This is a genomic window from Saccharobesus litoralis (assembly GCF_003063625.1).
GTDB classification, from domain to species: Bacteria; Pseudomonadota; Gammaproteobacteria; order Enterobacterales; family Alteromonadaceae; genus Saccharobesus; species Saccharobesus litoralis.
Map to the genome: position 1 here is coordinate 5,493,772 of NZ_CP026604.1, position 12,173 is coordinate 5,505,944.

General features: G+C 42.5%; 10 protein-coding genes. 1 reads left to right on the forward strand and 9 read right to left on the reverse strand.

The features are described from left to right. Positions 1 to 359: 359 nt before the first annotated feature. The 3 genes from mutT to C2869_RS21065 form a co-directional block, all read right to left on the reverse strand. On the reverse strand, positions 360 to 755 hold the full coding sequence (gene mutT, locus C2869_RS21055; protein WP_108604783.1) for an 8-oxo-dGTP diphosphatase MutT: 396 nt from the start codon (positions 753 to 755) through the stop codon (positions 360 to 362). 269 nt (positions 756 to 1,024) lie between these two features. Then, positions 1,025 to 3,733, reverse strand: a complete 2,709-nt coding sequence (gene secA, locus C2869_RS21060; RefSeq protein ID WP_108604784.1) for a preprotein translocase subunit SecA — start codon at positions 3,731 to 3,733, stop codon at positions 1,025 to 1,027. A 55-nt stretch (positions 3,734 to 3,788) separates the two neighbouring features. Next, positions 3,789 to 4,724 carry a M23 family metallopeptidase gene (locus tag C2869_RS21065; RefSeq protein WP_108604785.1) on the reverse strand — a complete coding sequence of 312 codons (936 nt, stop codon included), beginning with the start codon at positions 4,722 to 4,724 and terminating at the stop codon, positions 3,789 to 3,791. A gap of 30 nt (positions 4,725 to 4,754) precedes the next feature. Between C2869_RS21065 and C2869_RS21070 the strand changes: the two genes are divergently transcribed. Then, positions 4,755 to 5,231: a DUF721 domain-containing protein gene (locus C2869_RS21070; RefSeq protein ID WP_108604786.1), complete on the forward strand. Its 477-nt coding sequence runs from the start codon at positions 4,755 to 4,757 to the stop codon at positions 5,229 to 5,231. Positions 5,232 to 5,307: 76 nt separating this feature from the next. Here the strand turns inward: C2869_RS21070 and lpxC are convergent, their stop codons facing one another. The 6 genes from lpxC to murC form a co-directional block, all read right to left on the reverse strand. Further along, on the reverse strand, positions 5,308 to 6,219 hold the full coding sequence (gene lpxC / locus C2869_RS21075) for a UDP-3-O-acyl-N-acetylglucosamine deacetylase (protein ID WP_108604787.1): 912 nt from the start codon (positions 6,217 to 6,219) through the stop codon (positions 5,308 to 5,310). Positions 6,220 to 6,493: 274 nt separating this feature from the next. Then, positions 6,494 to 7,678 (reverse strand): cell division protein FtsZ, encoded by a 1,185-nt coding sequence (ftsZ, locus tag C2869_RS21080; RefSeq protein WP_108604788.1) that lies wholly within the window; start codon positions 7,676 to 7,678, stop codon positions 6,494 to 6,496. A 95-nt stretch (positions 7,679 to 7,773) separates the two neighbouring features. Continuing rightward, positions 7,774 to 9,006: a cell division protein FtsA gene (ftsA, locus tag C2869_RS21085; protein ID WP_108604789.1), complete on the reverse strand. Its 1,233-nt coding sequence runs from the start codon at positions 9,004 to 9,006 to the stop codon at positions 7,774 to 7,776. Between the two features lie 2 nt (positions 9,007 to 9,008). Beyond that, entirely contained in the window at positions 9,009 to 9,791 is a 783-nt protein-coding gene (locus C2869_RS21090) for a cell division protein FtsQ/DivIB (RefSeq protein WP_228710720.1), read from the reverse strand. 15 nt (positions 9,792 to 9,806) lie between these two features. Further along, the gene (locus tag C2869_RS21095; protein WP_108604790.1) at positions 9,807 to 10,727 is read right to left on the reverse strand and encodes a D-alanine--D-alanine ligase; all 921 of its coding nucleotides are present in this window, start codon (positions 10,725 to 10,727) and stop codon (positions 9,807 to 9,809) included. Further along, positions 10,724 to 12,142 (reverse strand): UDP-N-acetylmuramate--L-alanine ligase, encoded by a 1,419-nt coding sequence (murC, locus tag C2869_RS21100; RefSeq protein WP_228710846.1) that lies wholly within the window; start codon positions 12,140 to 12,142, stop codon positions 10,724 to 10,726. The genes C2869_RS21095 and murC overlap by 4 nt, the downstream gene beginning before the upstream one ends. Between the last annotated feature and the right edge of the window lie 31 nt (positions 12,143 to 12,173).

Consider the following 12,173-nt stretch of genomic DNA (forward strand, 5'->3'; position numbering starts at 1 on the left):
ATTATAGAGCCGAATTTATTTCGGCTAACACAAGATTTGTCGATGTAAAATCGACCCTACAATTTAGCAAGTGGTTATAAATTCAACCGTTCAACACTTTTAGTTAAGATACTAACACTAGCACTGTTTCCAGAAAGAAATGATCAGTTGAATCACTCGCATAATTTACTATCACTAGTGATGTTTTTAGCCATATTTAGATTAAATAAACAACTTCAGGCTGAGCTTGTCGAAGTCTTATTACTTTCTAATTTACCGACACTTCGACTGCTTCGCGCTCAGTGTGAAAGTGATCACCAATGTTTTCAACAAATCAAAATTAAATTGAAAAGGCACTAGCGCCAAGCACGATTATCAGACTAACCCAGTGTTTGGTTAATAGCTTGTAGTATGGCTTGATTTGCTGCGGGAAATTCATAGTTAGCTAATTCGGCTACAGGTACCCAACGCACTTCTTGTCCTTCAACACCACGAGCTGATCCGGAAAATTGCTCAACTAACCAAGTATCTAATCTAACCTGCTTATCACCATAATCATGCTCGATTAAGATTAAAGGCTGACCGTGTTCAAGCTCTAAATCTACTTCTTCTTTAAACTCCCTCACTAGAGCCTTAAACGTCGATTCACCCAACTCAACTTTACCACCGGGGAATTCCCACAATCCGCCTTGATGCTGCTCTTTAGCGCGCTTAGCCAGCAAAATCTGCTTCTGCTCATTAACAACTACACCAACAGCAACATTGACAATTTTCATCGTTGTATTAACACCTTTAATAAACTCAATTTATACTCTTCTCGCTCAGGTCTTATGGTTCATTGTCAGCGCTTACTCGCCCCAATCACATAGTAGAGCATATGCTCATGGGGTCTCGAAGCTTGCCTGCATGGATGCAGGTAAGGGGCGAGAGCTGGACGCGGTAGCTTTGACGGCTTCCCCTAAAACCTGATCGCTTTGACTATATAAACAAAAATCGCCTCAAATGAGGCGATTTTTACAACTTAATAATTTTAGATACAGATTTATTAAGCCAGGCGACCATGGCAAGCTTTATACTTTTTGCCTGAACCACATGGACACGGATCATTTCGCCCTATTTTAGCGCCTTCCCTTACCATAGGACGGTCTGGAGTCGCATGCTCACCTTTGGTTAATTGATCAGCATTCTCATGCTCATACTGCTTTTGCATCGCTTGAGATTCACGACGCTGCTGCTCAACCGCTTCCGCGTCAGATTCATCACGAACTTGAACCTTAGATAAAATATTAACCACATCAAATTTTAACGCATCTAGCATTTGCGAAAACAATTCAAATGACTCACGCTTATATTCTTGCTTAGGATTTTTTTGTGCGTAGCCACGAAGGTGGATCCCTTGACGCAAATGATCCATAGCGGCTAAATGCTCTTTCCAATGCGAATCTAACGACTGCAACATAATACCTTTTTCAAATTGGCGCATAACTTCTTCACCAACATGATCTTCCTTCGCTTTATATTCGGCTAATATTCCTTCAACAATTTTCTCACGCAAAGATTCTTCGTATAACTTGTCGTCTTCTTCAAGCCATTTTTGCAGCGGCATATCCACCATAAAGTCTGCTTTTAAACGCTCCTCTAAACCTGGAACATCCCATAATTCTTCAACTGACTGCGGTGGAATAAAGCTATCAACAGTACGATTAATAACATCTAATCGAATATTATCGATAGTTTCTTTGATATCGCCTTCGTTAAGCAATTCATTACGCTGTTCGTAAACCACTTTACGCTGGTCATTGGCAACATCATCATATTCAAGTAACTGCTTACGAATATCAAAGTTACGCCCTTCAACTTTGCGTTGGGCATTTTCAATAGCGCGAGTCACCCAAGGGTGCTCTATCGACTCACCACGTTCCATACCCAATTTTTTCATTAAGTTAGAAACACGTTCCGAAGCGAAGATACGCATTAACGAATCTTCCATCGATAGATAAAAACGTGACGAACCTGCATCCCCTTGACGACCGGCACGGCCACGTAATTGGTTATCAATACGGCGTGATTCATGACGTTCAGTACCTATGATGTGCAAACCACCATTTTTTAATACTAAGTCATGCGTTTTTTGCCACTCTTCTTTAACCTGTTTAATTTGTTCTTCAGTCGGATTATTTAACTTTTCAAGTTCAGAGGCTAAATTACCGCCCAGTACTATATCGGTTCCTCGACCTGCCATGTTAGTGGCAATCGTTACAGCGCTCGGTTTACCGGCTTCAGCAACAATTTCGGCTTCTTTAGCATGGAACTTAGCATTTAGTACATTGTGCTTAATTTTGGCTTTCTTAAGCGCATTTGACAGGCGTTCTGAACTTTCGATTGATATTGTACCAACTAACGTTGGACGACCCGCTTCAACACAAGCTTTAATATCTTCTATGATAGCTTCAAACTTTTCTTCTTCGGTTAAATAAACCAAATCCGCCATATCATCACGAACCATAGGTTTATTAGTCGGCACAACAATCGTTTCTAGGCCGTAAATATGATTAAATTCAAACGCTTCTGTGTCAGCGGTCCCCGTCATACCGGCCAACTTGTCATACAAGCGGAAATAGTTTTGGAAAGTGATAGAAGCTAATGTTTGGTTCTCATTTTGAATATTAACGCCTTCTTTAGCTTCAACCGCTTGGTGTAAACCTTCAGACCAACGACGCCCTTCCATTGTCCGCCCTGTATGCTCGTCAACAATAACAATCTCACCATCTTTAATAATGTAGTCAACGTCCTTTACATACAAATGGTGCGCTCGCAATGCAGCATTAACATGATGAAATAATGCAATATTACTCGCCGCGTACAGTGAATCATCCGCTGCAATAATGCCTTGTTCTTTTAATATTTCTTCAACACGCTCTTGACCACGTTCAGTTAAATGGACTTGCTTGGATTTTTCATCAACCGTGAAATCACCTGTGCTTTCAACGCCTTCTTCGTCTTCTTTGTCCTGTTGCTCAAGCATAGGTACAACAACATTTAGGCGTTTATACATCTCAGAACTGTCTTCCGCTGCTCCCGAAATGATTAAAGGCGTACGCGCTTCGTCAATTAAAATTGAATCAACTTCATCAACTACCGCAAAACTTAAATCACGTTGTACTCTGTCTTGTGGACTAAAGGCCATATTGTCGCGCAAATAATCAAAGCCAAACTCGTTATTGGTACCATAGGTAATATCGGCTGCATAAGCTTCGCGCTTTTGTTGCGGATCAAGACCAGGAATATTACAACCAACCGTTAAGCCTAAGAACTCAAACAAAGGTCGACTCCAGTCAGCGTCACGCTTAGCCAGATAGTCGTTAACCGTCACTACATGCACAGATCCACTTAATGCATTTAGGTACGAAGGTAGCGTCGCCGTTAACGTTTTACCTTCACCTGTACGCATTTCTGAAATTTTACCTTGATGTAAAATCATGCCACCAAGCATTTGCACGTCGAAATGACGCATACCAAATACTCGTTTACTGGCTTCACGTACCACAGCAAACGCCTCAACTTGCAATTGCTCAAGTGTTTCGCCTTTGGCTAAACGTTCTCTAAATTCTGCTGTTTTCGCTTTTAGCTCGTCATCAGATAAAGCTTCAAGACTAGGCTCTAGTGCATTGATTTGATCGACGACTTTTTGCAGCTTCTTTAAAACCCGATCATTACGACTACCAAATACCTTGGTCAAAATTTTTGTGATCATGAAATTACCTTGGAATTCACGCATCCATGGTTAGATAAGTTTCTGCGTGATTATTTTAATTTTTATCTCGACGGTAAACATACTTAAGCGGATCAACTTGCTTACCGTTTTTCAATACTTCGTAATGAACATGCGGCCCTGTCGAGCGACCTGTACTGCCCAATACACCAATTTGCTGGCCTTTAGTAACAACGTCACCTAACTTGACCAAAACTTTTTTATTGTGACCATAGCGAGTCCGCAACCCATCACCATGCTCTATTTCTACTAATTGGCCAAAGCCATATCGTTTTCCAGCCCAAGTGACAACACCTGCACCAGTAGCAATTACTTTATTACCCTCTTCACCGGCAAAGTCTATTCCTTTATGCATAGCGGGCAAACCACTAAACGGATCTTTACGCATACCATAATACGAAGACAACCAACCACTATCGATTGGCCGACCAGAAATATAACTCTGCTGATCTATATCGTGGTTACGTAGCACAGATTCAAGTAGTCCAAGCTGCCTTTCTTGCTCATCAAGGTCTTTTAATAAGCTATCAATGTCGGTAATTAAAGAATGGGGGTGTTCACTTGGCAAGTTTGCTAAAGAAACTTCACTTACCGGCCCACCTGTTGCAGGGGCTAATTCAAAATTAAACTCATCACCTTCAAGCTTCGCCTGAGCTTGAACGCCAGCACCTAACGCATTCACTCTCAGCATTTGTGACTGTAACTCACCTAATTTAAGTTTAAGTGCAGCTAATTCAATTTGGGTTTTTTCTTTTAATTGCGTGACTTGGCGCTTTTGCTCTACTAACAAACCACGCGCTTCACGAATATCTTGTAATCTATCTTTATCGGCTGAACCCAATAACCAAGAAACAAGGTATAATACTAATAGAGCCGTTGTAAAAATAACCGATAGTAAAGCAATCCAATGGCGTCGATCTAATCGCCATTCGAGTTCGATATTGTGTTTTTTATAATAAATCGAAAACGCCATTACTAACTATATTCTCAACACGTAAAAAAGATGAAACGTCGACCGAAATCAATAGAGCAGGTATTAAATGAAACCTGGCCAAATAGTCAATTTTCAGCCGCACAAAAAAAAGCTGATTATAACAGCCAGATTGAACGCGAGCTAGCGCTTTGCCTGCCCAAAGAATGGCAGGATAAAGTAATCGTACAAAAATATCAAAATGGGATATTACACTTAGGGTTAACGAGTGCCGGATTAAAGATGCGTTTTAACGCGATACGCTTAGATTTACTCAGCCATTTAAGACAGTCTATACCGGATCTGGTCAGCATATCAGACAGCATAGTTGTAACAACTAGCTCACCAATAAGCAATCACAGTAAAAGTAGCTCTGCCGAATCAGCGCATCAAAAGCACCACTCTCTATCTGACAATTCGGCACAAACTCTGCTCAAAACCGCAGAGCAATTACCTGACAATCTAAAACAAGCGCTACAAGGGTTGGTAAAGGCGTCACGAAAACACTAAAGTAAAATAAAAGGTAATATAGGTAGGCTTGCCGAAGCCGAGTTTGTCACTCGGCTAAGCTATATAAATAAGCTGATTAAACAGCTTGTGCAGGTAAAAATTGCAGAGGCGCTTGTGATTCTTCGGTATATTCAATCCATTGCCAAGCATCTTGGTTTTCTACAATCGCACGTAGCAATACATTATTTAATTCATGCCCCGATTTATGCGAGCGCATCTCACCCAATATAAAGTGGCCAGTCATGAACATATCGCCGATAGCATCTAGGATCTTGTGCATCAAAAACTCGTTGTCATAACGCAAGCCATTGGCGTTTAGCACTTGGAATTCATCCAAAACTACCGCATTGTCAAAGCTACCACCTAATGCCAAATTCAACGAACGTAGGTATTCAAAGTCTTTCATGAATCCAAATGTTCTGGCACGGCTGACTTCGCGAATATACTCATCACTTGATAATTCAAATACACAATGCTGTTTAGTTGCCGCAATCGCAGGGTGATTAAAATCAATACCAAAATCAAGTTTAAAACCTTGGTAAGGAACAATTTCAGCCCACTTATCATCCAGTTCAACTCGAATGGGTTTATTAATTTTAATATAACGTTTTGGAGTACTTAGCTCTTGGATCCCAGCTTCTTCTATTAAAAAGATAAATGGGCTAGCACTGCCATCAACGATAGGTACTTCATTGGCATCTAATTCAATAATGACATTATCAACACCTAAACCAGCCAAAGCTGACATTAGATGCTCAACTGTTGAAATCGCTATACCTTGCTCGTTAGTCATACAGGTACACATGCGAGTGTCTGTCACCGCGAAAGGACTAACCGGAAAGTCGACTACAGGTTCGATATCAACGCGACGAAAAACAATACCTGTATTAGCTGGAGCTGGCAGTAAGGTCATAGTTACCTTCTCACCTTTATGCAAGCCAACACCGGTCGTTTTAACGCTGTTTTTTAAAGTTCTTTGATAATTCATCAATATTTAATCTTATTTATCCAGATTAATAGAGCCCAAGGCTCGATGGTAATATTGTGTATAACTTAGTTTACCACATTCACCATTAACACAGTAATGCTGGAACACTTCTCAAACTATAAAAAGTGGTTAAGCGTCACAGAATTCAAGATAAATAACCATTTACCTTTAAATTCACCACTAAAGTTCTCCAACGGAGAAACCCGCGTATGGCTAAGCCATACACGGGAAAGTAGTAAGTAGATTGTGATTGTTAGGCAATCAGCCTTGCAGATTAATCTGCTTGTTTACGTAAAAACGCAGGTACGTCCAAATAATCTAAACTTTGCTGTTGTCCTGGTTGAGACGCTGGTGTTGATGCAGCAACAGGATCCGCCACGCGAGATTCCAAATTCGCATTCATATCAACAGCAGCCGAACCCACATTAGCCACTCTAGGGACAGAAACAGGTTCAATTGCAGGTTTACTTGGTGATACCAAAGAAATATCAGGCTTACGATCGCCAATACCTGTCGCAACCACAGTAACGCGTAATTCTTCACTCATTTCAGGATCGATAACAGCACCAACGACAACCGTAGCATTTTCAGATGCAAAGGCTTTTACTGCATTACCAACCGTTTCAAATTCTTCAATGCTAATATCCATGCCCGCAGTGATATTAACTAGGATGCCTCGCGCGCCGGCTAAATCAACGTCTTCTAATAAAGGAGATGAGATTGCCATTTCAGCCGCTTCTTCTGCACGGTCTTCACCTTTAGCGACACCTGTACCCATCATTGCGGTACCCATTTCCGACATCACTGTACGTACGTCGGCAAAGTCAACGTTAATTAAACCTGGGCGAGTAATGAGCTCGGCAATACCTTGCACCGCACCAAATAACACGTCATTGGCTGCCTTAAATGCATCCAACAAAGAAGTGCCTTTACCTAACACTTTCAATAACTTGTCATTAGGGATTGTGATTAACGAATCAACACTTGCCGCTAACGCATCAATACCTTGATCGGCATAAGCCATACGCTTACGACCTTCAAATGGGAATGGTTTAGTTACAACAGCAACCGTCAAAATACCCATTTCTCGCGCGACTTCGGCAACGACAGGTGCTGCACCCGTACCCGTACCACCGCCCATACCTGCGGCAATAAAAATCATGTCTGCGCCATTGATCACATCGCGGATCGCGTCACGATCCTCTTCTGCACTTTGACGACCGATTTCAGGGTTAGCACCTGCACCTAAACCTTTAGTCACATCACGACCTAAAACAATCTTGTTTTCAGGCGCTAACTGTGAATTTCTTAAGGCTTGCGCGTCCGTATTTGCGGTTAAAAACTCGACACCTTCAATGGTGTGTTCAACCATATGCTCAATGGCGTTACCGCCACCTCCACCGACACCAATAACTTTGATGACAGCTTCATCAGCTTGCTCACTCATTAAATCAAACATGACTCTCTCCACTTACTTACTTTTTTATGTTTATTCCCAAAACGAAATTTCCAAATTTAGCTTCCACGCTTGTCACCCCAAGGCAACAACCGCGACTAAAACTCACCTTTAAACCAGCTATGAATGCGTTGCCACAAGCCAGCCGAGCTATCTTCAACTCGGTTGGCATACTGGTTATTTATTTGATCTTTACCGTAATGCAACAAACCGATAGCCGTTGCATAACTCGGATCATCTACATACTCAGTTAACCCTTTAAGATTAACTGGGCTACCTAAACGAACCGGCATTTGAAATAAGTCTTCGGCAAACTCGACAGCACCTTCCATTTTGGCCGTGCCACCGGTCAAAACGATCCCTGCTGCTATTTTATCTTCTAAGCCGCTTTTACTGATCTCTTCGCGAACCAACTCAAATAACTCTTGGTATCTAGGTTCGACAACTTCTGCCAAAGTGTGGCGCGACATAGAACGCGCTGGTCGCCCACCTACGCTAGGCACTTCAATACTTTCTTCTATGCTAACCATGTGGCGCATTGCGCAAGCGTATTGCACCTTTAATTGCTCCGCATGACTCATCGGCGTACGGAAAATTTGCGCAATATCTTTAGTGACTTGATTACCCGCAACGGCAATAACCGCGTTATGTCGTATAGCACCATCCACATAGATAACTAAATCAATAGTGCCGGCTCCAACATCAACAACAGCAACCCCAAGCTCTTTCTCGTCATCTGTTAGCACTGAATCACTGGACGCAATTGCCGAGAACACCAAATCATCAACGCGTAACCCGCAACGTTCAGCACACTTAACAATATTTTTTGACATGTCGTCAGCACAGGTCACTAAATGCACTTTAGCTTCTAAGCGCACGCCCGACATACCAATTGGGCTTTTAATCCCTTCTTGAATATCAACACTGTAATCTTGAGGCAAAACATGTAGTACCCGACGTTCAGCTGGCAAATGCACTGACTTGGCGGTATGGATCACGTTATCCACATCATCTTGTGTCACTTCATGCTCACTGATCGGCACCATGCCATTTTCATTTTGGCACTGGATATGTCGACCCGATATCGCGATATAAACCGACGATATTTGGCAGCCTGACATCAGTTCAGCTTCTTCAACAGCTCGCTGAATCGATTGAATAACTAGGTTAATGTCATTCACACCACCTTTATCCATACCTCGCGATGCATGACTACCGACACCCACGACACTCACCGCACCGTCTGGTAAAACTTCACCAACGACAGCGACGACTTTCGCTGTGCCTATGTCCAATCCCACTATTAAATTTCTGTCCGTCACCTTAGACATAATCAACTCTGATCTTCATTATTCTGTTTTAATCCAACCGCAAACCCAGTGTCATAACGCAAGTCGACATAATCTAAATTATGCGCCCGCTTCAACTGCGGGTAATGTTGCAAAAATCGCTGACTTCTATTAAGCCAATCTTCTCGTCCTAAATTAAGCTTAACCCCGTCTTTTAGCGTTATTTGCAGAGCATGCCGTTCAGACAGCGACATTTCGTTAATGGTTACGTGATACAAAGCCATTAACTCACTTAACTTTTGATAGGTTTCTAATACTTGATTTTCGTCCCCTTCTGGGCCAAATAACCAAGCTAACTCTCGTTGTAACCTATCCGTATCTGCTTGAAATACATCACCATATTCATTTAACAAAAAATCCCCGTTCCAATGTACTTGTGGATTTTGCTCTGTAATGTAAATTTTCAATCTATTCGGCCACTCTTTGCGTACCGATACGCTGTATATCCAATCCAGCGCTTCTAATTGCTGCTGCGCTTTATCGACATTTAATGCAAAAAAACTTTGACTCATTTGCAACTCTAACGCTTGCAACACATCTTGCTTAGTCAAATAGTCTTGCTGCCCTTGAACGACGATTTGCTTAACCGGTAAGCGATTTTCATCAACCAGCCATTCACTGACATATTCAATTAACCACAGTGAGCCAATCAGTACCCAAAAGAAAAACACTAAACCAGCCCAAAACGGCCAACCGGCTTGCTCAATTTGTTGCCGCAACTCAGGCATTTTGGGCTTTTGAGTCGCTTGTGTTTTTTCTACGCCCATTACGCAAAGCCTGCGTTACTTCGCCGAATCTAATATTCGACAAACAAGCTCAGCGAAGTCGATACCTTTAGCTTTCGCCGCCATAGGAACCAAGCTTTTTTCTGTCATCCCTGGAACCGTATTGGCTTCTAATAAATAAAACTGTCCGTCTTGATCTCGCATGACATCGACTCGCCCCCAGCCTTCCGCAGAAACCGCAGCAAACGCCTGTTTCGCCAACGCCTGAATATGTGCTTCATCCGCTTCATTTAAGCCACTCGGACAAAAGTACTGGGTAGAGTTTGCTAAATATTTAGCTTCATAATCATAAAATTCATGCGGCGTTTGCATGCTAATACTCGGCAGCGACTCTTGCGCTAATATGGCAACTGTGTATTCAGGACCATTAATAAATTGCTCAACTAAAATGTCACAATCGTAATCTGCGGCTTTTTCTAATGCGCTTTTTAACCCTACAGCCGTATCGGCCATACTCATGCCAATACTCGAACCTTCTTTCGCCGGCTTAATAAAAACCTTGCCATTCAAACGTTCCAGTATTGCTTGGTAATCGACACCAGCGACTTGCTCGCGCTTAACCATTACGAATTTAGCAGTTGGTAAACCTGCACTTTGCCAAACTTGTTTGGTTAAAATTTTGTCCATGCTCAATGCAGAACCCAGCACACGTGAGCCGGCATAGGGAATTTGCAAGTACTCTAAAACGCCCTGTATAACACCGTCTTCTCCACCGCGACCATGCAACGCATTAAACACACGCTCAAAACCCAGTTCTTTAAGTTTCAATGGCGATATCTGCTGAGTATCAAATAGGTGCGCATCCACACCAACACTGATTAATGCCTGATGAACCGCAGTTCCTGATTTAATTGATACGTCGCGTTCTGCTGAAGTCCCGCCATAAAGAACAGCGACTTTGCCAAATTTTTCGCTCATGCTGATACTCCGTGTTCAAGCATAGCTTGATGTTCAAAATTCAAACTAACTAGCAATTTGGCAATGCCACCAATATTACCCGCACCTTGCGTTATCACAACATCCCCTGCACGTAAGGTTTTTGCTAAACTTGCTGGTAACATATCTGGCTTTGCAACATAAATAGGTTCAATTCCCGCGCGTTGACGTATCGAGCGACACAAAGACCGACTATCAGCCCCAGGAATAACCGCTTCGCCAGCACTGTAAACTTCAAGCAAACACAATTCGTCAACCTGCCCCAACACATCAACAAAGTCTTCATACAAATCGCGAGTACGGGTATAACGATGAGGTTGATAAGCCATAACTAAACGACGTTCAGGATAAGCCGCACGCAAAGATTGCAATGTAGCAGCGACCTCTGTCGGGTGATGCCCATAGTCATCAATAAAATCAATTTCACCACCTGCCACACTAAACTGGCCATGATGTTCAAAGCGACGCCCTATACCTTCAAACTTATTAAGCGCAGCCAGAATGACATCATCCGCTATCCCTTCATCACAAGCGACTGCAATAGCGGCCGTGGCATTCAATGCGTTATGACGCCCCGGCAAATTCAACTTAACCTTAATCGCCGCTTTTTGAGGCCGCAATACCGTAAACTGGGTCGCTTTACCCGCTTGGCTAAATTCGGTAATTCGATAATCCGCCAATGATGAAAATCCGTAACTTAAATAGTTACGTGCAATTTTCTGAGCCATTTCAACCACAACGTCATCGTCAAAACACAATACCGCCATGCCGTAAAAAGGTAGGTTATGCAGAAAATCAACATAAGTTGATTTCATATTTTCAAAATCGCCGTCATAGGTATCCATATGATCCGGTTCGATATTGGTAACAACCGAGATCATGGGTTGCAGGTGCAAAAATGAAGCGTCAGATTCATCCGCTTCCGCGACCAGATAACGACTTTTACCTAATCTAGCGTTAGTGTTAGCACTGTTTAAACGCCCGCCAATAATGAATGTTGGATCCAGCTCGGCCTCTGCGAAAATACTGGCAATTAAACTAGTGGTTGTCGTTTTACCATGCGTGCCTGCCACCGCAATACCATGGCGGTAGCGCATTAATTCCGCTAACATTTCAGCACGTTGGATAACTGGTATACGATTTTGCTTAGCCGCTACCACTTCTGGGTTATCTTTTGCTACCGCACTCGAGATAACAACAACATCAGCTCGGCTAATGTTGTCTGCTTGATGACCAATCATAATGTTGGCCCCCATCGCACTTAAACGTTGGGTATTGGCACTTTGCGTAATATCAGAGCCAGAAACCTGATAGCCGTCAGTGAGTAATACTTCGGCAATACCACACATACCCGAGCCACCTATCCCTATCATGTGGATAGATTGCACTCGGCGCATTTCTGGTATTTTAAATTCAGATACTTGACTC

Coding starts and splice junctions, on each gene's coding strand:
- ftsA (WP_108604789.1), bottom strand. CDS start 9,006: ATGTCTAAGGTGACGGACAGAAATTTAATAGTGGGATTGGACATAGGC.
- lpxC (WP_108604787.1), bottom strand. CDS start 6,219: ATGAATTATCAAAGAACTTTAAAAAACAGCGTTAAAACGACCGGTGTT.
- secA (WP_108604784.1), bottom strand. CDS start 3,733: ATGATCACAAAAATTTTGACCAAGGTATTTGGTAGTCGTAATGATCGG.
- mutT (WP_108604783.1), bottom strand. CDS start 755: ATGAAAATTGTCAATGTTGCTGTTGGTGTAGTTGTTAATGAGCAGAAG.
- C2869_RS21090 (WP_228710720.1), bottom strand. CDS start 9,791: ATGGGCGTAGAAAAAACACAAGCGACTCAAAAGCCCAAAATGCCTGAG.
- C2869_RS21095 (WP_108604790.1), bottom strand. CDS start 10,727: ATGAGCGAAAAATTTGGCAAAGTCGCTGTTCTTTATGGCGGGACTTCA.
- ftsZ (WP_108604788.1), bottom strand. CDS start 7,678: ATGTTTGATTTAATGAGTGAGCAAGCTGATGAAGCTGTCATCAAAGTT.
- C2869_RS21070 (WP_108604786.1), top strand. CDS start 4,755: ATGAAACGTCGACCGAAATCAATAGAGCAGGTATTAAATGAAACCTGG.
- murC (WP_228710846.1), bottom strand. CDS start 12,142: ATGCGCCGAGTGCAATCTATCCACATGATAGGGATAGGTGGCTCGGGT.
- C2869_RS21065 (WP_108604785.1), bottom strand. CDS start 4,724: ATGGCGTTTTCGATTTATTATAAAAAACACAATATCGAACTCGAATGG.